The organism is Bacillus sp. FSL R10-2780, from assembly GCF_038006125.1.
Classification (GTDB): Bacteria; Bacillota; Bacilli; order Bacillales; family Bacillaceae_G; genus Bacillus_A; species Bacillus_A cereus_U.
Map to the genome: position 1 here is coordinate 1,498,559 of NZ_JBBOUQ010000001.1, position 23,018 is coordinate 1,521,576.

The window sequence follows — 23,018 nt, forward strand, 5'->3', positions numbered from 1 at the left end:
GTAAATTGTTACAGTTGTCCCGACACCAACATCACTCATAATACTAATAGTCCCATGGTGACTTTCAATGATTTTATAACTTAGCATCAATCCGATTCCTGTTCCTTTTTCTTTCGTACTATAAAAAGGTTCACCCAATCTCTTAATTCTTTCTTCTGGTATCCCTATTCCTTCGTCTACTACATCTATTATGATACCACCTTCATTCATTTCTTTAATATGAATTGAAATCTTCCCACCATCTGGCATCGCTTCAATTGAATTTTGCAAAATATTAATAAATACTTGTTTTAATTGATTTTCAGAGCATTCAATAATCATCTCTTTGGAATCTGTAAATAACTCAACTTGAATGTTTGTCATAATTGCTTTTGTGTTAATTAATGACACAACATTTTTGAATATTTGACAAATATTTTTCTTCTCAGTAGGGATTTCATCTGTTTTAGCAATCGACAAAAATTCCTGAAGGATTGCTTCAATTCTCTCGATTTCAGAAAGCATAAGATTAAAATATTTTTCTTGATCCTCTTTGTTAATTTGGAATAATTGTATAAATCCTTTTATTACAGTTAAAGGGTTCCTCACTTCATGTGCTACACCGGCTGCTAATTGACCAATTGCCGCAAGTGTATCTGATTTATTTAGCAATTCTTCTGCCTTTTTCCGCTCTGTAATATCGCGGACAACAATCATAATTTTATCTTGTAATAATGGTAAACATCTAGCTTCAAAGAAATCGATACTTTCATTAATTGTTAGAGGGTATTCTACAATTACATTCTTTCCTTCTTCTTTCAATTGGCGAATTGCTTCTTGAAATTGCTGTGCTACTGGAGACGGTAATATTTCGTAAAACTTTTTTCCCATAAAAGCTTCTGCGGGTACGTAAAATTTTGTAGGAGATCCTGCTTTATAATCTATAATTGTCCCATCGTCTTCTGTTAAAAAACATAAATCTGGTAAAGCTTTAAAAATTAATTCTAATTCAGAGGTTTGTTGTTTTAATTGCCCTTCTATCGCTTTTAAATGTGTAATATCTACCCCAACAGCCCAGTAACTAAATCCTGTTACAGGAAACTGCTCAGATATATTGGACCACATTATCGTTTTAATTTCACCATTTTTACATGTTAAACTCATTTCCCAATCTCTAAAATTTTTTCCACGAGTCAAAAATTTATTTTGTATTTGATGGCGATAATTATGGTCAGGATACAGTAATTGAAGAGCGTTTGGATTCCCAATTATTTCTTCAGCAGTATAACCTGTTACAATCTCGCATTCTCGATTCCACAAAACAAAATCTCCATTATAGTCAAGCGCATCAACCATAACAGGCATGTTTTGTAAGATCGTATGTAGTTCTTCCTCTTTTCGAGAAAGTAACGATGTATTTTTACTTTGAACTGCTTTTTTCACCCCAGCTATAATTAGGTTAGAAAGCATTTCAAAATATTTTTGGCAATTGAAAATTTCGCTTCGTTTGGACCATACAACAAAAGATCCTAAATATTGATTGTATAAGAAAAGGGGGATTTCAATTTTGGGAAGTTTACATACTTTCATTTCATTAATTCCAAATGAAAATATACATTCGTTTTCAGCATCAAGAAGTTGATGTGATATGTTGGTTAATTTATAAAATTGTTCTGCCATGGTTTCTATTGTACTCACATCAATAAGTTCCATTAGCCGCGCATTCATTCCTTTTTCACCTCGATATGTAAAATTTATACAAATTAAAAATTCATACTTCTTCATTATACGAAGAAAGTGCTCCTAGGTATATAGCTGTAGAATAATTATTCGAACAAATTCTATTTTTCAATTAAAAACAGAAAATAATATGGGAGTGTTACGCGCTGCTAGTAGCAGTATAAAAATACAATAAACGTAGAATTCACAAAAAATTCACAACTTTCATGAAAAATATAAACATTTATTCCAATATATTCTATATAATGAGGTGTAATAAGGCTTCTATGAATCTCATAGAATACCTTACCCCTAATAAAAAGAAAAAAAGAATCTATTTGGATTCTTTTTTTCTTTTTTTATTACATTACATATTTATATAAAGCATGTGCGACACCATGTTCTTCATTTGTTAACGTTTCGTATTGACACATCGCTTTTATTTCTTCAACTGCATTTCCCATTGCAATTGATATATTTGCTTTCTCCATCATAGAAACATCGTTTAAGCCATCGCCTATTGCTACAGTGTTTTCAACTGGAATATTAAGATGTTCTGCTAAAGTATATAATCCATTTCCTTTTTGAGCATCTCGATGATTAATCTCTAAATTATGCCAATAGGAAGATGTAATAGCTAAATCCGTATTATGCAGAAACGTTTCTTTTAATTTTTTTAATTTCTCTATGTCATAAGAAAACGGTAAAAGTTTATGCACATGTATATCCATTTCTACAATTGGTTTACAGCTTTCTGTACTATGAAATGCTGTATGCTCAAGGTATAATGCAGCAATCGTTTCTAACTCTTTCAAATCGAAATTTTCTTTTGCATTCTTCACATACTCGATTTCATTACGTACACTCTCTACTCCATAATCCGGTACATACACACCTTTATTAGTATAAAGCTGATAATACAAGCCATTCTCTTCAAGATATTCTACAATCTCAAGTGCCTGCATATTTTGAATTGGATATCTCTTCATCATTTTTTTATCTTTATATATAAGTGCACCATTTTCCGCAATAATCGGACACTCCAAATCAACTTCTAACAAAAGTCGTTCAATATCCACAATAGAACGTCCTGTACAAATTGCTACAACATGGCCAGCTTCTTGACATTTTCGAATTGCTTCTGCATTCTCTTTACTAATCATTTTATTCCCTGAAAGAAGAGTTCCATCTAAATCAATTGCGATTAATTTCATTATTTCTTCACCACTTTCTATAAATACACGAGTTTTTATTAAATAAAAGGTATCGTTTTCATACGAATCTCGTGAAGTACTCCTTATTTATAATTTATGAAAAGCGTTTCAGGTCAAGAAATAATTAAAAATAAAATCCAAAGCTGTTCTTTTTAAAGAAAAGCTTTGGATTTTATGCTATGAATTATAACTAATATATTTTGTCTCACACATGTATACGTTTTTTTCTTCTGTTGGGATATATACGGAAAACTTTTCTAAACGTTTTCCGTATATATGAATAGTGATTACGCTTTCATTTTCGGCTATTTCTAGAATATGACAATCAGCTGGTGGAATTACTTTATCTGTTTCGCCTTCTCCCAAATAAAGATTTCCTGTATGTGTTAAATAAGAAAGTGAATTTCCAAGCTGCTTCGTTTGAACAAAGTTCTGCACCATTATCCTTCCTGAAAAAACGCCTTCTACTCCCCATGTGCCATCATGATCATGTAATGGTGTAGATTGTCCATCTTTCCATACGAGAGCTAATACTTCAAAACGTTTTAATGGATCTTCATACAGTAAGTGTCGTGCATATTGAGCCGAATTCGCCTTCTGTTTATCTAACGGAAGCCATGTTTTCTTTTCTAAAAGTTCTTCTAATAATGTTTCAATTTCACACACGATTTGTTCTTCCAATAAATCACCATCTATTAAATCAGTTACAGCTTTAATAAATATTTGAAACGTTTTACTCCCATTGCACGTTAACATAAGCATCCTCCTCTACTCTTTTTTCACACACCTCCATACTATAAAACACACTAAAATTTTACAATTGAGAAATAAAAAACAAGGTACAATACAATGTACCTTGTTGAACGTTTTATTGAGTTTTTAAGCGAATAGGTAAGTATTTTAAGGTTTGTTCATTTTCCAATATACATGTTTCTAAATTGAAAGATGGAGATAACTCTATTTTTTCGAAAGCATTTATAAATGTATTTAATGCAATCTCAGCTTCTAAACGTGCAAGCGGTGCCCCTAAGCAAAAGTGAGGACCTTGTACGTATCGCGCTTTTCGACAAACTTGATTACGAGGCTAGAATAAAAATTTTAACTACGCGCCAAAACGTGCTTCAAGAACAACTTACAGCGATCCAATCCCTTGACGTTGTCTCACCTTTTGTTACAGAAGTTGTTGAATTTACTAAGTCACGTATTGAACATGAATTACATTGGATTACATCACTTATGAAGAAAATATAAAAAAATAACAAGAAAAGTTAAAAACAATGAATGAAAATGAGATTTATTATCAATACTATAATTAATAAAAGGGCAACCACGATTTGGCTACCCTTCAAAAACTTATATTTCTGGATCGAAAGTTTTACAATCTGTTTCTTCCGTAGTAGAAGCTTGTTTCCCTTTATTACTTACTACATAAATTGCATCTGCACTACATTTGTTACCGTTAGCCCAAAATTTACAGTTGTTTACTTCACATAAAACGTCTTGTGCCATAGTATCACACCTCCTTGTTCTATTATCATTAACAAAATTCGGAGGTATGATACTCTTTGTCATGCATTTTTTATTACCTTTTTAGCTTTCTTAATGATTCTATATCCCCTCGTACAATAGCATCGATATTTTCGGTTATCTTCTCAACGTCAAAATGCCACCATTGAATTTGCAATAATTCTTCTATTATTGCATTTGAAAATCTCTCTTTTATTTTATTTGCAGGGTTTCCACCAACAATTGTATATGGTGCGACGTCTCTGGTCACAACAGATTTAGCTGCAATTATTGCACCATCACCTATTTTTATTCCGGGCATAATAGTTGTATCCATGCCAATCCAAACGTCATTTCCTATAACTGTATCTCCTTTATACGGTAAATCAGACAAATTCGGCGTGAATTTCTCCCAGCCATTCCCAAAAATATTAAAAGGATACGCCGAAAATCCATCCATTCGATGATTCGCTCCGTTCATAATAAAGGTAACTCCAGATGCAATACAACAAAACTTTCCAATAACGAGACGATCTCCGATGAATTCATAATGATATAATACTCGCTCTTCTAATGTTTCCCCATGTTTCGCATCATAATAAGAATAGTCACCAACGAGTATATTAGATTTCGTTATTGTATTTTTTATAAAATGAACATTTTGATTTCCTTCAATTGGGTATTTAACATTTGGATTAGGATTCATGTTGCACAGCACTTCCTTTACTATCCATTTCACTTTCTACTACTATTACTGGCTTTAAATTGTATATAGGTAAAATAAACAATAATCCAATTATAAATAGTAGAGCCGTTCCCTCATACATCGTGCTTAATGAGAACATCTCCTTTAATGAACCAGCTATACTCATCGTTACTACCATTGAACCGGTGAATAGTGGACTTAAAATGCCGTTTACGCGACCAATAAAATCTGTGTCACTATTTTGAATAATGAGCGTATTAATCCCAATTTGAATACATGGTAGAGCTAGCCCACTAAAAAGTTGTGCAGTAAGTGTAACCCATAAGTTTGTGGAATAGCCTATAATACCAATTCCGATTGCCTGACCGAGCATACCTACAATTAACATCTTTTGCGGGGCCACGTTTTTCGCGAATATCATTGCTAAAGCTCCTCCGACAATCATCCCTGCACCATTTACTGTTAATAACCACTGTAAACTTTCTTTTGATAATCCTAGTTGTTCTGTCACAATAAATATTCCAAGTGGCTGGATAAGCCCTATACCGAGTCCAGCTGCCATAAAACATAGACCGAGCAAAGTTAATGCTTTTTTCTTTTTTACATATTGAATACCATCCAGCATTTCCTGTAATAGTGTGATTTCTTTCTTCTCATTATCATTTTCAAGATCTTTCGGAAGAAATAACAATACAACTGCAGCAAGTAAAAATGCGATACCAGTAATTATTATTGAAATGTAGATTCCAAAACTGTGAAAGATAAATGTTCCAAGAATCGGTCCTAACACCATAAATATTGCAAATATCGTTTGATATATAGACATTGCTAATTGAATTTGTTCCGTTGATAAATGCTGTTTAAACAACTTCATTCCAGATGGTTGAGAAAACTGCGAAAGGATTGCAGAGATGAGCGTCACAAAAAACACGATTTTCCACGTACCAAACATAAGAGTAATTAATACTACGAACACAGATAAAGAGCTTAACGTTTCGCACCATATCATTGTCCTCTTCGGCTTCCACCTATCAGCAAAAGTTCCTCCAATAAAGGAAAAAATGAAAATCGGTGCAAATTCAGCAACTGAAATCATCGAAATTGCGAATGCATCTCCTTTCGTCATTTCCATAACATATAGTAATACCGCAAAGTTCCGCACCCAAATTCCAATTTGTAAAAATAATGCTGATGCTAGAATCGCTTGCACAAATCGATTTTTTAAGACTTGTGCTACCCCATGATTTTGTTTCGTTTCTACAGTCGTCGACATAAAAAAGCCTCCTATTTCGTGTTCTGAATAGGAGGCAGCACAAATCATATGAAAAGCCTATATATTCGCAGTGCGAAATACATCCCTTTTCTATACATGCACATACTAATCCTATTCAGAAGAATATTTCGTTTTTTAACGAAGATCTCTTACAAATAGAATTAGTTGATCATTGGGATGTTTTCACCCTTCCGTTTCGAATTTAAATAACACATACATACTCTATGTTAATCATTTGTCGTGTATGCATGTCTCAATATAACTATTCTAAAAAGACAATGGTAATTCCTCTAAAGAACGCATTAAATAATTACCTTGCCAACTAATTTTTTCACGCTCACCTTTTATTTGTAACGAAGGCAAACGCTTTAACAAAGTAGAAATAGCTATCTTTGCTTCTAACCTAGCAAGCGGAGCCCCTAAACAGAAATGACTTCCATGACCAAAGGCAATGTGACGGTTATTCTCTCGTGTAATATCGAATACTTCTGGCTTTTCAAATACTGTTTCATCACGGTTTGCTGAAGCTAATGAAATAATAACCATGTCTCCTTTTTGTATTGTTTGATCGTGAATTTGAAAAGGTTCAGCCGCCCATCTTGCAGTTGTAATCTCAACTGGAGAATAATATCGCAATCCTTCCTCAATAGCTGAATCAATTAGTTTTGGATTTTCTTTTAATAACTGTAATTGATCAAGATTTTCGAGAAGTGCTAATACCGTATTTGTAATTAAATTCACAGTTGTCTCGTGTCCCGCTACGATAAGTAACATAATCATTGAATATAGTTCTGGGGCACTAAGTTTATGTCCCTCACTTTCCGCAAGTATTAAGGCACTGACCAAATCCTCTTTAGGATCTTGTCGTTTTACATCAACTAAATGTTGAAGATATGTAATAAATTCAGATAGTTGCTTTCCAGTTTCTTTTATTTCTTCTGGTGTTACTGGGGAGGCAATGACGGCATGCGACCAAATTCTAAACTTTTCTTGATCTTCTTTTGGAATACCGAGCATTTCACTTATTACAATGATTGGTAATGGAAACGCATAATCATCTACAAGGTTTAACGTACCCTTTTGCTGAGCATCACTTATTAAATCATCCGCGATTTGCTGAATTCTTCCTTCTAATTGTGTAATCATCTTCGGTGTAAAAGCTTTTTGTACTAGAGATCGTAACCGATTATGGTTAGGTGGATCTGAATTTAACATATGCGTTGTTAAATGATCACTATTGTCAACAGAAAGAAACATGTTCATTGTATCTTTAGAAAACACATTATTTGGATCTTTTTTTAAGCGATTATCTTTTAAAAGTGGCAAGGCATCTTCATATCTTGTAATGAGCCATTCTGTACCAATCTCGACTTTATTAACAAATAAAATAGGTTGTATTTTTCGCGACTCTTTATAAATTTCATAAGCATCTTCTTTAAACTGAGCAGAAGCTAAATTAATGCCATCTTCTATTTTTTGGCCAACCTTATTTTTTATTGACATTGCATTCCCTCACTCTCAATTATTTGTGTAAATCAACCCAACATTTGAATTATACTTCAATAAAAACTGGAAAATTGTAAATTTTTAATTAAAATCTTACTTCGTATATTGAAAAATAAAAAAGTGAGAGAGTAAAATTATTCTACTCTCTCACTTCCTATTATGCGAAGCACATAAAATTACTAATTTGTTGATATCGATAACTTACTTTACGGCGGCGACCACCTTGCCAAGTGTAGCCTGAGACCCCGTTTCTTCTTACCTCAGTTGGAAAGAACCATAAATCTCTTCCGAAAGGACCAGGTCGATGTAAACGTAAATAGCCCCATCTTCCTAGACAGTTACACATCCATGATTTCATATTACCTGCTTGTGCTGGAGAAGCAAATGTGGACGGTAACGACGGAGCTTGTGACGGTGGTGGTGACGTTGGAGCATCTTCCGCATCATCTGGTCTATAATCTTCTAGTTCAACCTCTCTAACTTCGATATCAGGTTCATATCCGTATTGTTGTGGATTATAATACATCGTTTGATCATATGGATAATTTTGTTGGTTATACATATTAACAAATCACCTTCTTTTCATTCATTACCTTTAACATTCATATGTGATATAACACCTATCGGAAGCTTATGTATAGCCCAAATTAAACTAAAAAAATAAAGCTCGTATCTTTTTTTCAAAAATACGAGCTTTTTTATAAACGGAATATATTATTATTTTTTCAACTTCACACTATAAAAACGCATTTCTTCTAATAAACCTTCAAATTCAAATACCTCTTGTTTAATTAATACTTTCAAGCGATACTCTAAGAAAGTATCCCCAACTAATTGCTCTACAAGACCAAGCGCTTCACCAATTACTCTCGGAGCTTTAAGGAAGTCTTTATCAGCACCTACTTTTTTCGCACACTCAATAATGAATTGGTCAAAATATTCTTCTTGCACAGAATGCACTTCATCGTCTTTCCAAACTCTTAAAAACTCCATGCTTTGCGATAATCTATTCCACTCATGTGCAAACTTCATTCGCTTCTCTTCAGTTAAATACGGAAATTGCACAAAACTTTTTTGGAAAAGAGCTAAACTTTCAGGAGATAATTCTCCAGTTCCACGAATATCATAATCTTGTTTTAATATTTCTCTACTCGCTTCAGAAGTATTCATAACACGAATATTTTTCTTATCTTTTAATTGCGCAATTGCAAAACAAATCCCTACATGCTCATGGGCATTATCCGCCTTCCAAATGGTAATCGGTGTTTCATTAGGAATAGAATGTAGTTCTTCTAAAGTTTCCATAAATCTTGGTAAATATTCTTCTTCAAAATAACTATCATAAGAAGTTAAGTTGTTTAATAACCATTGCTGCCTTGCGAGTTGCCCTTTATTCGTATGTAATTGATTAATCGGTCCAATTGAAAAGAATTCAGAGAATGCAACAACACACTCCTCAAATAGTTCTTCTTGACTTAACATATATTTTAAACACCCAGCTGTTGAATCATCAAAAGCGATATGAATGTGTGTACTTTCTTTTACATTTCTTTTATAAGATGTATTATTCGTCAGTTGCTTAGGTATACTCATCAAGTGTTTAATCGTATCTTCACTATAGTTTTCTTCTAATAAATCTAATTGTATAAGAATGCTTTGCAGTAAATGTTTTGCTTCATCTTCGTACATATCCTCTACAGCATTTTTGATTTTATCTATCACGCAAATCCCTCTATTCATTTCTAAAATAACGTAGATTATAGTGTATCATTTTAGTATAGATGTTTAAAAGTCTTTTTAAAATCAAATCGTTTATTACACAGATTGCTGCAGCCATCTAAGTTTTTAACAAAAGCTTTCTCTATATTCCTCTCAATCTATAGATTTATAATATTTTTTGCTTCCTCCTTATCTATCTCCCAAAATCACATTAGTTGCTAAATAATTTTTAAACACTTTGTAAATCTTTTTATTTAAATGTATAATTATATAGAAAATAAAAACTACAGGAGCAATATTAATGGCGAAAGTACTTACTAATTATAAACATTATTTAAAAAATTGGAGATTTATATTTATTTGTATATTACCTGCTGTCGCTTTATTGTATACATTCGATGTCATCTTTGAACTACTGTTTCACCAAAATTTCTATTTGTCTAATTTAATTGTTGCTATCATATTAATCTTAATATTTATTAACGTTAAAGATAAGTTTAATATCAAAGGTTAAAGAAAGCTATAATTGAAACGAAACCGTTGTGAAGCTACATTTTTCATAAAAAATTAGAGCACCCTGCTATTGGATTCCCTAATGTGATTAGAGGTTTTTTCTGAGTATTTAGTAGGACACGAAGATCTTGTCCTATTACATAATATATGCTTGTACTTATTACATTGTGCATTAAAAAGTACAATGTCCAGATGCCAAATAGATACATACACATTGGAGTAACTAACACGCTAGAAAAGACCTTCCTATATCCATTCATTCTTAATAGCCTACATTATTACTAATAAAATCTGCTCATACTTTCATTGTACAATTGCTTTATTTATAAACAAAAAACATCCCCATGGATGTTTTTTATCTAATTATCTTTAAACTTCCATAAATTTAGCAGGTACACCAATTTTTTCAACTACAGAAGATATATTAGTAGGGTTAATCATTACATTTTCAATACAAACTAATTTATTTTCTAATAATCCATTCTCTGTAGTAATAAGTTCTTCAAATCGTTCTAAACTCATTGAGAATTTGTGCTCACTTCCACCATTCATATTGACTTTTACAAACTTCATAGTGTCACCGCCTTTCTTAATTATCTATAATTCGCTAAGAATACGCTTACATCCTTTTTGTTAAAATTTCAATAAAATGTTTCTAGAATTATATATCTTTGGAAAAGATTATATAATAGTCCTGATTAAATATTAGGAGTGTTATTAATGCTTAATATAAGCCGCCTCTTAATCATCATACTTATTGCAATTTTTTTATTTTTATCAATTATTATGGAGTTTAAAAAACCTCACAAAAGTATGTTTTGGTTCTCAATTGAAGCCTTGTTTCTGCTGGGAATCGTACTTTTAATGAAAGAATTTTTCATCAAACTTTCCGCATAAGCCCTTAAGTAAAACATAATATCCATCAATAACGCAGGATAAATTATGATTGTTATTTTTTTCACTGAAGTTAATAATTTAACTTCCGATAGTTATCTTTTATTTATAACTACTTTATAAGCTTCTGCTAATTACTCTTTTTAGTATATTATCATGAAGACTAGAGCAAGCATGCCTTGTCATATATTAGATAAGGGATGTGATAACATTGGGTAACGATAACAATCAATTTGTTTTTCATGTAGTAAAAAGTTCGGCAATTAAAAGATTTATAATTATCGATATAATTGCTGGAACAGGAATTTATTGGACCGTAAATTTCATTTCTTCAAATGCATTACTCGCAATTATTAGTTGTATTTTGGGGACAAAAAAAATGAAGAAAATGCATCATTCATAGAAGCAATAACTAAATCCCAATTCATTTCTTTCAAATTTGTTGCCTTTACTCTTCTTGAAGTGGGAAAGCAATTTTTCACAGTTGGCTAATTCATCCGACTTTCTGGCAGACAATACTTTTGATTGTCTGCTTTTTGTATGAGATTTTTCGTTTTACATATACTACTTTTGAACCTGTATACCAATGCAAGCCATTTTGGTGTTTGGGATTTCCCTTCCTGAGATAAGTATTTTGTACTTATCCTTTTTTTGTATAGGTATGTATATTTGGGATAAAACTAATTACAAGCAGATTTTCTGTTTATTCGTAGTTCTTAACCAAAAGACTTTTCTCCTTTAAAGGACAGTAGGTACGACTGCTTGTCCTTTTTTATTAATATTTCACACACTATTTTTTGCTCCCTTCTAAGCATTCAATTACAGCTCCCAAATAGCCGATGTTTATATTCATACAAAATAAGCAGTTGCTGATACTTTCCTTTTTGAGTTACACAACACAATAAACATGTGTAACTATAGATTTGAATCCATGTCCCTCCTATCTCAAAAGCTCTCCTAAGTAACTAAAAAAAGAACACTTTAAGTGGGTGTCCTTTTTTCTTTATGTAAGAGAACATACAGATAACATTAATCCTCCAAATGTCACTGTTCCTAGTAACCCCAATACAACTCCTGTTAAACAAACACAATCAGCAAGAAAAATTGAAGATTGCGATAATGGAACAAATGACCTACTTGTGCTCGATCCATAATGTTTTATTTTTTCATAATTTATATCCAACATTAAATGTAGACATGATACACAACCCTCAATAGTTTGAAGAGATTCATTTTCTAACCGCTCCAATAACTTGTTATTTAAAGCAAATGGTAGAGGGTACTGCTTATCTAATTTTATATTTTGATAAATTAATTGTAAACAAGATAGCATACTATTTTTCTTTTTTTCAGATGCAGCTGTACATTTCATATTATTAAATTCATTTAATAACAGCGTCAATTCATCTCTGTTGCCGTATAAATCCCTAGCTATTCTTCTCTTTAGTTTGTACGAATGGATAATAGATTTAATTTCAATCATTTAATTACACTTCCTAATTAAATACTATTTCCCCTTATACATAATCAGTACTTTTAAACCCTATTAACAATACACTCAAACATCTTAATTTACTATCGATTATCATTAAATTAACCTTACATAGTTGTAATAATTTCTTTAACTACTTACCAACTAGAGGCAATCCATCCTCATAATTAATATTGTATATATCTCTATAGAAAGTGAAATCATAAATAAAAATAACTTGACTTTATTTGCTGGATTAACTCTTCTCTTTACTTTGTAATAAAGTATTAAAATAATACTGGTTATATGTTCACGTTATTATAGCTAATAAGAAGGATAAGGATAAAAATGCACAAAGCGGTACATATAAAACAGTATCCATTCTGGCAAACTGCGTATCTTTTTTTCGTTTAAAGATACCAAAATAATGAAACTCACCAATTACTCTTATGAAAAAAACAACCATACAAACCCAGGATCCCATTTGAACAAAAACATTGGGAAGTGCGAAATGAACAATATTTGCTTGTTGTAATAAAATCATTGCTGCCATACTTAATAATAACGCAATGAACAATGTCATTCCTGTACCTGGTGTAAACGCCTTTTCTCCAGCTTTAGTTGGAATGACACTATTTGTCGCCCACTTACCTCCGAAAGCCCAATAAACATGTAAAAAACTAACTAAGAATAATATGCAAACAGAAATATATGTAATAATAAGCATTTTGTCCTCCCATTATTTTATTTAAATCCTTACCTTTAAAATATGCTATGAATCCTTCATACGCAACCTATATTTAATTACATAAAAAACCCCTTAATGATTTATCAATTTTACGATAAATCATTAAGGGGTTAGTGAAATTTATTATGCATTATACCTATTTTTTCGACGTTCCATCCTAGTTTGTCCTTGAACAGTACTTTCTTTATATTGATCTATTTGCTCTGCCATTTCATATGTTACAACTGGTTCTTCGTTATTACGCTCATGCATTATTTCTGACGTTTTACGTTTAGAACCTTTTCCACCAAACTTAAATAATTTCATCTTAAATTTCGGTAATCTTGGAAAGCGGATCTTAAATGATAGCCTTTTACGTTTCTTTTTTTGTTTAAATAGATTTGTATTTTCTTTATTATTATCTTTCTCTTTTCGATGAATTAACGTCGCAAGTAATCCACCTAATATAAGTCCTCCAACCAAGAGTAAAAGATATACGTAATTGCTTGTCATTAAACTCGTCATACGCTCAAGTATGACTAACGACTGTACTTCTTTTATATCCCATAATAAAGCGACCCATAATGAGAATAAACCTAAAGTAAGCCCATATGTACGAAAGCGGAATATACAAGGTATTAAAGCGATACAAGCGGCAATTTTGGCATTTGCTATTATAGCACTTGTTGAAATATCCTGATTCCAAATAACTAACAGTAGTGTTATAAATGGTGCATATGCTATCCAGCTACATATACGTGAATATATCTTTTTCGCAAAGTAACTACCGAAACTAGTAAAAAATAAAAGTCCTCCAATATATAAAGATTGTTCAAGAGGGATTTGCTTTAACATTCCTGCAATTGGAAAGAGGCCGCTCAGTAGCATTAATAATACATCTAATTTCTTCACAATTCCCCATTCCTTTCAAATTTTCTTTTCAATTAATAAAAATCGCTTTTCCATATGATGTAGTTTTTGTATTTCTAAAAAACATCTTAATCCTGTATGTAAATAAAGTAAATACGTAAAAGAAAAGATACATGACAAAGGATAGCCTTATTTACATGAAAAAATGACAAATCCTGCTCATTATTACTAGCAGGATTTGTATATTATTATTTATATTAATATCAATGCATCTTCTTTTTCTAAAATTATTACATCTGCATCTAATTCGTCACTGAATTCTTTAAACTCCCTTGAATCAATATCTGTAGTATAATTTTTAATTAATTTAACCATATGCATTACATGCGTATTATGAATATTTTGTTCCGAGAGCAAGGTTGATTTACAGCACATGTAATGTATCATTTTGGCGATTTCTTCTCTTTTCTCAGATTTTACACCAAACGGGATAACTTCGAGTATGTGCTGCTGTACTATCTCATTGCCATTTAATCCGTATGCAGCCGTGCTATAGTAAATTCCCATTTGATCTACAAATAATCTCGTTTCATCCATAACATATTCTTGGTCTCTAACAATATAGTTCGGTACATCTGAGTTAGTATTAATTCTAATTATGTTTATATCCTCTTTAAAATTTGGGATTATTTCAGGTGAAACCTTGATATTAACGCTTTCATTTTGCAATTCCTCTATCCAATATTTCCTCATATTTGCATCTACAATAAAATAAACTTCTTTTTTTTGTTTATGTGCATCTTGTGAAATTTCAACTAATGTTTCTGACATAAATTGTTTAAAACTGACTCCTATATCATTCCTTTTTGATGGTTGTGGTAAAAACACTTTATTATTACCTATATTTAATAACGTATGATCAATTGTGCCCCATTCTTCTTGCCCATATAATTTATATACTATTTCTCTCCCATTTATTTTTGAAAAAATAGGTAAGAAATCATATTTAGACATTTTCTCAATTGATAAATTTACAATTATCCCCGGTAATTTTATCTTATTCCAACTACGCTTTAAGAATCCCTTTTGTTCTAACAAACTAAGAATGGCATTAATAATTTCTTTTTTAGATACACTTTGTCCAATAAATAAATTAATAAATGCTGAAATACGTTCCGTTCGAGCGAATCCTTCCCGAATGATTTGCTTTGGATTAATTTTTTCGCGACCATCACAATTTTTCATTGCAATTAATGCTAATTTCATTTCATTTTGCTCACCTGCCGTAACATGTACAGCTTTTACGACATCGTCTACAAGTTTCTTTTTGTTTTTATGGCTATATTGCATTCTATATGGATTTTGTAATAATTTTTCAATGTTGTATCTTTCAATTTTTAACAGCACCGGATTATCTGCATTTAATACATAGGATGAATCTTCATTTTGAGCTAAAACTATTTTGCTATCTAATAACGCTTGTTCTATCTCTATTATTATGTCATCTGACCATACTTCTAACGTAATTGTGTCTAATCCCTTTGGAGCAAATAAAGGTAATAACTCATTCTCATTATCAGTTAATACTTTTTCACATTCTGGAAGTGATGTAAAATATGGGAACCTTAGTTGGAATTCATTAAAAAGTTCCTCTTTTTCTCTTACTTTTATACCAAATCTTATTTTTGTTCCTTGAACTTTATATATATTTTCGTTATATGGAAGAAGCACTCTTACATTAGTTCCTCTAATATACTCTTTCGGACATTGGAGAATGTCCTCTAATTTAACTTCTCCACCTATCCTATACTCATCTTTTAAATTTCTAAAACGTTTAATCCATTTTATTCCTTTTTCAGCTTGTTGCACTTTTAACTTTATAAACCTTTGCTTTTTATTATTTAATTCAAATTCAGGAGTTGAAATCAGTATTTGGCTCCGCTTCCGCCCTAAAAGTATAGGAATATCTTTATGATTATATTGTTGATAAAACCGCCTAATCCCTACGGATACTTTTAATAGTGGAATATTCTCACCTCCACGAGTTACGTATTCAAACCGATATACATAAGCGAAATAATCATGTGTTTCTTCATCTTTAATTGGCTCAGACATCGCTTCAAAAACATCTTGTGATCGCAGTGGCGAAAAATATATTTCTTCCTCGTTTTTATTTTCCATACGTAAAGGCTGTTCGCAAAAAATATGAGTAATTAAAGCTGGTACCCATTTAGAAAACGTTTTTTTATCATGTAATACTGGTAAATTACTAATTAAATCATACTGCCATTCTAAATGTGGTGGATCTATTAATTTATTCGGTTTCCAATCATGAATAACCTCATACCAGCTTTGGAAAATATAGTCTAACTGTTCTTGTCTCATTGGTTCTTTTGCTACAATCCAAGGTGTATCTTCCTTTAATACATATGGATCATGCTGAATGAACAATATATCAGAAAACATATCATACAATCTTTCATTTACAAGTTTTAATTTGCTCGTTAATAAAAATGTTCTATAATGTATCTCTACAATCTCAAGCCATTCAATAGGAAAGTAAATATACGATACTTTCTCATTATAGAGGGGTTCTACTATATTTTTAAATGTTAATAACCGTAATTTTTCCATATTATTAATACTTCCTCTCTTAATATATATTGATCATAAATAATACTAGAAAAGATACCAATTTTTTTAAGCATAAACGAATCAAATTTAAACCAAGCATAGTTTAGGAAAAAATAAATTTAATTATAAGAATAATACAGTATAAAAACTAAATTAATAAAAAGTTACTATTACCATATAACTACCTCCTTATTTCATTCTATATATTACAAAAACATTATAATTCATTATTATATTTTTTATCTATGATTTACAAAATATTTACATAAATTAAACATAATAAAAGGTAACGCCTCTTTATATAGCGATACCTTTTATATACTCTTTATTAAATAACACCTTTAACTTCTTCATTCACCGGCCATTTTTCTAATGTATATGCCATTTCCCAAAATGAATATTCATATTGACTACTAAAAATAAAATGTTGTCTCATACGATTACGGTCTGCCTCTGTTACTTTTTCAGCGATCGTATCTAATCGTGTAATTTGCTCTTCTACTAGAGTACGGAACCAATCCGATCCATATGCAGAAATCCATTCTTGATAAATTGGCTCTTCTGGTTGACATTCTTTTAATCGTTCACCGATTTCATAATATAACCAATAACAAGGTAAAATAGCTGCAATAATATCTCCTAAATGCCCTTCATAAGCTGCACGATACATATGAGATGTATATGCATATGCAGTTGGCGCAGGAATAAAATTATCTTTTTCTTCTTTCGTAATCCCTAATTTCTTTGCGAAATTCTCATGTAAAGATAACTCAGCTTCATACGTATTTTGTGCATGATGCGCCATACGGGCCGTCGTTTCTAATTCAAGAGCCTTTGCAGCACCTAACGTTTGTACTCTAGCAAAATGACTTAAATAATAGGAATCTTGAAGCACATAATAACGGAAACTAGCTAAATCTAACGTTCCTTCGCCAAGTTTTTTTACAAAAGGGTGATTAAAACTTGCTTCCCAAATTGAATCTACTTCTTTACGTAATGATTGTGAAAAAGTCATTTAAATCCCTCCAATAATTTATAAAATATAAGTATTTATCCACATTTAATGAAATAAAAAAAACTTTCTTTACAGGCGTAAAGAAAGTGAAATAGACAATATTAATTTATGCATTAAATACCATGTCTTCCCCACTTTCCTACGCTGGCATTAACCAGATCAGGTACTAAGAGTCTCAAAATTACATTTGATCTCAGCCTATAAAAGGCCCCTCTAGTGGATAAATATTTAGTTGTCGTATTGTAATTATCATAGCATATTTCGTGGAACTATCAAAAGTTTTAATTGTACAATTATCTTAAAAATCTTCTTCTTTCCTTACTTTTAATGAAGTTTCAATGATCATATCTAATAGCTTACTATAGCTAATTCCCGCTGCTTCTGCACTTTTCGGCAGTAAACTTGATTGTGTCATCCCTGGTAATGTATTAACCTCCATTACATATGGAATTCCGTCCTTCACCATCATATCAACCCTTGCATAAACACTACATTTTAATGCTTTATAACAAGCCATTGACGCTTTATTTACACGTTCCTTAATTTCAGTTGGAAGTTCAATAACTTCTTCAATTGTACTAACATCATCGTATTTTGCATTGTAATCAAAAAACTCAGCTGCATGTCGAATCGAAATAATAGGTAACTGTTTACCATCAAAAATTGAACATGTAATCTCGTCACCTTTTATATACTTCTCAATTACTACTTCAGAATCCCATTCGAATACAGTTTCCAGCATTGAGATTAATTCATTTTTATCATTGACGATCTTTACTCCAACACTTGAGCCACCAGAGTTAGGTTTTACCACTAACGGAAATCCTATCTTATCTAATTCTTCAAGCTTTAGATCATCCATTTTTGTGAGTTCAATCCAATCTGGTGTTTCTACTCCTTCATAACGCAAAATCTTTTTCGAAATATTTTTGTCCATACATATACCGCTAGATAACATATTGCTACCGCTATAAGGAATACCTAAACTCTCAAGCGTCCCTTGAACTGTACCATCTTCTCCATATTTTCCGTGTAATGCTAGCAATGCAAAATCAATGTCTTTCGCTTTTTCAATTAAATCCATTTTTTCATTTAAAGTAATTGGAACTATTTCATACTTACTCTTATCTAAATGTGCAATCATTTCATTCCCAGTCATAATTGATACTTGTTTTTCAGAGGATACTCCTCCCATAATAACGCCAATTCTCATTTTCTCAACTCCAAGTTTCATTTTTTAATGTTTCACCAATTATTTGAATCCCGCTAACAATTTCCTTTTCTTTCAAACGTGAAAATCCTAATCGGAATGTGTTCGCTCCTCCTCCATCAGAGTAAAAAACATCTCCAGGAGAAAACGTAACTCCTTTTTCATAACACTTTTGTAAAAGTGTGCGGGCTTGAATTTTTTCTTCCAACTCTATAAACAAATGAAGTCCACCATCTCCAGTCATTCTTTTAAACGGAATGTACTGATTACATGCCCCAACAGCGAACTCATATTTTTTCTTATAAACAGACCTTGCTTTTTTTAAATATTTTTCAAAATATCCTTCATGTAAATATTGAAACAGAACAGCTTGATCTAACGTAGAAGTGTGAATCGTTCTTGCTCTTTTTACACTTTCTAAATAATATATCAGTTCTTTATCTGCAATGATCCAACCTACACGTAAACCGGGGAAAAGTACCTTTGAAAAGCTACTAATATAAATCACATTATTACCAGCCCCAGCAAAAGTTAATAACGGCGATAAATGTGAACCTGAATAACGTAATTCTTCATTAAATCCGTCCTCTATAATAGGAACCTTATATTTCGAAAATAACCTCATCAATTCCGTTCTTTTCTCCGAACTCGTAACAATACCAGTTGGATTATGATAAGAAGGAATTAAATACGCAAAATCAAAATCCTTTTCACGCAAACTTTTTTCTACTTCAGTCGTATCAATACCATCATCATTCATATCTATCCCATGAACTTCAAGTCCATGTAAGCGAAAAAGTTTCAATGCAGCATGGTGAGTTGGATTCTCACAAATAACACGCCCTGATTTTTTCGATAAGGAAGAAAGTACAATATCTAATCCTTCTGTAAATCCATTTGTAATTAAAATATCTTTGTTCGAAATATCTACACCTTTCATTTCCATGTAATGAAGTAGATAATTCATTAACGGTCGATAACCTTTTGCATATCCGTAGTTCAATACGATATCCCCTTCAATGGACATACGAGTAAGAAAAGCTCTTTTGAAATTTTCAACATCAAATAGCTTTTCGTCCGGGGCTATACTATTAAAAACAATCATTCCTTTTTCCCAGCGAACTCCATGTTTCATTAAGTCTAATTCATCCGCTAATGTGGTAACAGCATTAAGTTTATTTTTCCAATCTATTTCAACAGACGAGGTGTTAGATATATCCACCTTCGCAACGAAATTTCCTTTTCCTTTAACTGCATAAATGAGTCCTTCTTGTTCTAAATCCGCGTAAGCAGAGAGTACTGTATTTCTGCTCACTGATAATAATTCACTCAGTTCCCTTGTTGATGGGATTTTTTGATCCCCCAACAAATGCCCTTTCATAATCATCTTTTTTAAATAATCCTTTAATTGAATATAAACGGGACGATCTTTTACAACTTTAAAATCCTTAAACAATTCCTTACCCCCTGCAATTATTTTTGCATATTTATTTCATTCTCAAAAGGTCCACCACATATGTATTTTTTATGAATAGCGGTACGGTTATAAAGCCTATAAATCCTTTCGATATAGATTGATTACATCTTTCAAAGCGGCTGCGGCTGCCCCACGTGGGTTTGAGGCCCCTCCAAGTGTTGTCACTTGTCCCATTGAATCCGTAAAGAATGTAATTCCTTTTTCGGTACTATTTATATTTGCTAATGGATGTTCTTTCTCTAAATTACAAGGTTTTACACTAAGATTTACTTTTCCATTAGCATCTTTATATGCTGATGCAATCAATTTAATAGATTTATTTTGTTCCTTTGCATTTTGAATTTGTTGCGTTGTAACGTGCTCTATTCCGTTTATTTGTATATCTTTGAGTGAATAATCTGTTCCCATTAAACTATTCGTCAAAAGTAATAATTTACAAGCGCTATCCATCCCGCTTATATCTAATAACGGGTTAGTCTCCGCAATTCCTTTATTTTGTGCTTCTTGCAACGCTTCTTCAAACGTCTTATCTTCTTCATGCATCTTTGTAAGAATATAATTTGTTGTCCCGTTCAATATTCCTTCTATTTTTTCAATATGGCAACCTGCTAAACTTAGTTGTCCAATGTCTAATGTCGGTAACGCAGCCGCAGTTGCACCGCTATATCGAATACGTACATTTGCCATTTTTGCTGCTTCCTTTATTTCTCTCCAGTTTGTAACGAGTGCACCTTTAGAAATTGCGACTATATCCATATGTTTCTCAATCGCTTGTTTTATATATTGTTTTCCTGGATTTCCATCCTTTAGATTTGTAACAGTTGATTCTACCAATACAGTGCCACTTATCCCACTTGTTCCACGTTCCTCCGGATGATGTTCTATATATTTTTCAATCGCAGCAGTACCGCCACCATACATTAATAAATGATGAATAGATAACCCTCCCTCATTACGTATTGCAACATTTCTACCTAATACGCCACTTACCACTAAATTTATTCCATATGTTTCATTTATATATAAATATTTTTCATTTAATAATTTTATAAACTCTCTTCCTACTGTTCCATATCCAGATAGTACAATGTGAATTTTCATAATATCCCCCCATATTTTTCTACCAAATCCCTCTTTCAATATAATATAAAGCGCCCCCGAATTCCATCGAGAGCGCTTTATTATTAACTATTGCGGTAGCCGTGATAACTTTTCTGCAATTGTTCTATAAAATTCTTGAATATTAGAAAAACCTAACGTGTCTGAAACACTTAATCCTACCATATCGAGATGATCCCAATTTACTTTCGTTTCAATATGATTCCATTTTCCAACCTGTAAAGACTCATTATTATTTACGGCAATATTAGACGAAGGCGCAATCATAGAATTTGTATTTACTACACCGTCATTTTGCCACCAAGATGTATCAATTAATGGGCGATTTTCTTCATATCTTGCATAGGAACCTAAGAAAAATGCATTACCCATTAACACTTTGTTCATCGTAATATGAGGTAATTGTAAACCTGTTATAGGTGCTGCTTGCGATGCATGTCCACTATACGATAAGTAATATACATCCGATTGCGTCTTTACCCAATTATTTAACTCTTTTGCACCATCAGTACTTAAATCCCATTGACTTATATCTTTTGTATTTTTCCAAATTGAACTATTTAAAATCCGATCAGTATATTGGAAGAAGGACTCTCCGGCATTCTTTTTTATACCCCATTGTTCCAATTTAAAATCATATAATGATAAATTATTGTTTCCTCCTAAACTCGCAGCTGTAATGAGTAAATCTTTAACAAACGGAAGCAATAGACTTCCGTCCGCAAGTGTTGTACCATTGTGAGGAGTTGCTAATGTTGTAACACTATGAACATATGATTTTCCACCCTCAAATAGTGGTGATATCTTTGCGTTTGGATAGTTTTTCACATAATTTTTTTCTTCATAACTTCCTTCTTTTAATAGCTGTACTAATGTTCTCGTCGTTTGTCCTCCCATACTATGCCCAACTAAATGAACTTTATTTGTTTCACTCCAATTCGGTGCAAAACCACTATATGTTCTACCAAAACGATTATGTCCATGTTTCTCAGCATGTGCCGCACCATAATCTACTGTTCCACCGTTAATTTGCGCGTATAATTCACATGCACGGTCCCAATTACTAGAAACAGGGCCAACAGCAGCCGTATGAACTGTATAACCATTTCTTTTTAAATCTTCCTGTATATCATGAACACCACCCCAATATTTTACCCCTAGCATTTCTTCCCTACCCCATCCAGCAAATCCATTCGCTAAAATGATAGGATAATTATTTTGTTGCCTCTCTTCAGCGTAAGTTGTTTTCGCTACAAATGAACAAACAGTCACTAATGCAAAAAAACATATTTTTAAAAATAGCTTCCCCATACTTCCCCCCCTAATAAAACGTTTACATTTTTCCGTGAAAAAGATTTACACAATTCGTTTTTAACTTAAACATAATGTAAAGTATTTTATATACGTTGTATATATAGAAAACATACACAAATGTTGATAAATATTAATTCAAGCTAACATTTACT

The 23,018-nt window shown here is 31.9% G+C and carries 20 protein-coding genes, 3 pseudogenes and 1 riboswitch; of the genes and pseudogenes, 3 read left to right on the forward strand and 20 right to left on the reverse strand.

Going from position 1 to position 23,018, the window contains the following annotated elements; all coding sequences use genetic code 11:
• Positions 1-3: 3 nt before the first annotated feature.
• From NSQ47_RS07745 to NSQ47_RS07760, 4 genes and pseudogenes are all read right to left on the reverse strand, one after another.
• Positions 4-1,764 (reverse strand): annotated as a pseudogene (locus NSQ47_RS07745) (ATP-binding protein); the annotation flags it as partial.
• A gap of 296 nt (positions 1,765-2,060) precedes the next feature.
• Positions 2,061-2,912 carry a Cof-type HAD-IIB family hydrolase gene (locus NSQ47_RS07750; protein WP_002161587.1) on the reverse strand — a complete coding sequence of 284 codons (852 nt, stop codon included), beginning with the start codon at positions 2,910-2,912 and terminating at the stop codon, positions 2,061-2,063.
• 177 nt (positions 2,913-3,089) lie between these two features.
• Complete coding sequence (locus NSQ47_RS07755) at positions 3,090-3,668, reverse strand: cysteine dioxygenase family protein (RefSeq protein ID WP_341036551.1); 579 nt, start codon at positions 3,666-3,668, stop codon at positions 3,090-3,092.
• A 112-nt stretch (positions 3,669-3,780) separates the two neighbouring features.
• Positions 3,781-3,960 (reverse strand): annotated as a pseudogene (locus tag NSQ47_RS07760) (cytochrome P450); the annotation flags it as partial.
• On the opposite strand from NSQ47_RS07760, the pseudogene NSQ47_RS07765 reads away from it, so the two are divergent.
• A pseudogene (locus NSQ47_RS07765) lies at positions 3,942-4,163 on the forward strand (PadR family transcriptional regulator); the annotation flags it as partial. The pseudogenes NSQ47_RS07760 and NSQ47_RS07765 sit on opposite strands and share 19 nt — an antisense overlap.
• 102 nt (positions 4,164-4,265) lie before the next feature.
• On the opposite strand, the gene NSQ47_RS07770 reads toward NSQ47_RS07765, so the two are convergent.
• The 6 genes from NSQ47_RS07770 to NSQ47_RS07795 all read right to left on the reverse strand — a co-directional run bounded on the left by NSQ47_RS07770 (position 4,266) and on the right by NSQ47_RS07795 (position 9,625).
• Entirely contained in the window at positions 4,266-4,421 is a 156-nt protein-coding gene (locus NSQ47_RS07770; RefSeq protein ID WP_000046093.1) for a DUF1540 domain-containing protein, read from the reverse strand.
• A gap of 73 nt (positions 4,422-4,494) precedes the next feature.
• Entirely contained in the window at positions 4,495-5,124 is a 630-nt protein-coding gene (locus NSQ47_RS07775; RefSeq protein WP_002161584.1) for a Vat family streptogramin A O-acetyltransferase, read from the reverse strand.
• Positions 5,114-6,397, reverse strand: coding sequence for an MFS transporter (locus NSQ47_RS07780; RefSeq protein WP_341036552.1), 1,284 nt, complete (start codon positions 6,395-6,397; stop codon positions 5,114-5,116). The genes NSQ47_RS07775 and NSQ47_RS07780 overlap by 11 nt, the downstream gene beginning before the upstream one ends.
• 267 nt (positions 6,398-6,664) lie before the next feature.
• Complete coding sequence (locus NSQ47_RS07785; RefSeq protein ID WP_341036553.1) at positions 6,665-7,900, reverse strand: cytochrome P450 family protein; 1,236 nt, start codon at positions 7,898-7,900, stop codon at positions 6,665-6,667.
• 160 nt (positions 7,901-8,060) lie between these two features.
• Positions 8,061-8,465, reverse strand: coding sequence for a hypothetical protein (locus NSQ47_RS07790; RefSeq protein WP_000282706.1), 405 nt, complete (start codon positions 8,463-8,465; stop codon positions 8,061-8,063).
• Between the two features lie 155 nt (positions 8,466-8,620).
• Entirely contained in the window at positions 8,621-9,625 is a 1,005-nt protein-coding gene (locus NSQ47_RS07795; protein WP_002161581.1) for a DUF1835 domain-containing protein, read from the reverse strand.
• A gap of 298 nt (positions 9,626-9,923) precedes the next feature.
• Here NSQ47_RS07795 and NSQ47_RS07800 point away from each other — a divergent pair, with 298 nt between their 5' ends.
• Positions 9,924-10,136 carry a hypothetical protein gene (locus NSQ47_RS07800; protein ID WP_002161580.1) on the forward strand — a complete coding sequence of 71 codons (213 nt, stop codon included), beginning with the start codon at positions 9,924-9,926 and terminating at the stop codon, positions 10,134-10,136.
• 368 nt (positions 10,137-10,504) lie between these two features.
• Here the strand turns inward: NSQ47_RS07800 and NSQ47_RS07805 are convergent, their stop codons facing one another.
• Positions 10,505-10,708 carry a hypothetical protein gene (locus tag NSQ47_RS07805; RefSeq protein ID WP_002161579.1) on the reverse strand — a complete coding sequence of 68 codons (204 nt, stop codon included), beginning with the start codon at positions 10,706-10,708 and terminating at the stop codon, positions 10,505-10,507.
• Positions 10,709-11,240: 532 nt separating this feature from the next.
• Between NSQ47_RS07805 and NSQ47_RS07810 the strand changes: the two genes are divergently transcribed.
• Positions 11,241-11,432 carry a hypothetical protein gene (locus NSQ47_RS07810; protein WP_033710969.1) on the forward strand — a complete coding sequence of 64 codons (192 nt, stop codon included), beginning with the start codon at positions 11,241-11,243 and terminating at the stop codon, positions 11,430-11,432.
• 600 nt (positions 11,433-12,032) lie between these two features.
• Here the strand turns inward: NSQ47_RS07810 and NSQ47_RS07815 are convergent.
• The 9 genes from NSQ47_RS07815 to NSQ47_RS07855 all read right to left on the reverse strand — a co-directional run bounded on the left by NSQ47_RS07815 (position 12,033) and on the right by NSQ47_RS07855 (position 22,863).
• The gene (locus NSQ47_RS07815; protein WP_341036554.1) at positions 12,033-12,512 is read right to left on the reverse strand and encodes a homoserine dehydrogenase; all 480 of its coding nucleotides are present in this window, start codon (positions 12,510-12,512) and stop codon (positions 12,033-12,035) included.
• 298 nt (positions 12,513-12,810) lie between these two features.
• Positions 12,811-13,227 carry a DUF3995 domain-containing protein gene (locus tag NSQ47_RS07820; protein ID WP_002161575.1) on the reverse strand — a complete coding sequence of 139 codons (417 nt, stop codon included), beginning with the start codon at positions 13,225-13,227 and terminating at the stop codon, positions 12,811-12,813.
• Between the two features lie 144 nt (positions 13,228-13,371).
• On the reverse strand, positions 13,372-14,139 hold the full coding sequence (locus NSQ47_RS07825) for a DUF3959 family protein (RefSeq protein WP_341036556.1): 768 nt from the start codon (positions 14,137-14,139) through the stop codon (positions 13,372-13,374).
• Between the two features lie 210 nt (positions 14,140-14,349).
• Positions 14,350-16,731, reverse strand: coding sequence for a pPIWI_RE module domain-containing protein (locus tag NSQ47_RS07830; RefSeq protein ID WP_341036558.1), 2,382 nt, complete (start codon positions 16,729-16,731; stop codon positions 14,350-14,352).
• Between the two features lie 328 nt (positions 16,732-17,059).
• Positions 17,060-17,746 (reverse strand): thiaminase II, encoded by a 687-nt coding sequence (tenA, locus tag NSQ47_RS07835; protein ID WP_002032475.1) that lies wholly within the window; start codon positions 17,744-17,746, stop codon positions 17,060-17,062.
• 119 nt (positions 17,747-17,865) lie between these two features.
• Positions 17,866-17,971: riboswitch (TPP riboswitch) on the reverse strand.
• 73 nt (positions 17,972-18,044) lie between these two features.
• Positions 18,045-18,959, reverse strand: coding sequence for a D-alanine--D-alanine ligase (locus NSQ47_RS07840; protein WP_002200305.1), 915 nt, complete (start codon positions 18,957-18,959; stop codon positions 18,045-18,047).
• A 4-nt stretch (positions 18,960-18,963) separates the two neighbouring features.
• Positions 18,964-20,412: a MocR-like pyridoxine biosynthesis transcription factor PdxR gene (gene pdxR, locus NSQ47_RS07845; RefSeq protein ID WP_341036559.1), complete on the reverse strand. Its 1,449-nt coding sequence runs from the start codon at positions 20,410-20,412 to the stop codon at positions 18,964-18,966.
• A gap of 96 nt (positions 20,413-20,508) precedes the next feature.
• Positions 20,509-21,534 (reverse strand): homoserine dehydrogenase, encoded by a 1,026-nt coding sequence (locus tag NSQ47_RS07850; RefSeq protein ID WP_341036560.1) that lies wholly within the window; start codon positions 21,532-21,534, stop codon positions 20,509-20,511.
• Positions 21,535-21,621: 87 nt separating this feature from the next.
• Complete coding sequence (locus NSQ47_RS07855; RefSeq protein WP_341036561.1) at positions 21,622-22,863, reverse strand: esterase/lipase family protein; 1,242 nt, start codon at positions 22,861-22,863, stop codon at positions 21,622-21,624.
• Positions 22,864-23,018 lie beyond the last annotated feature (155 nt).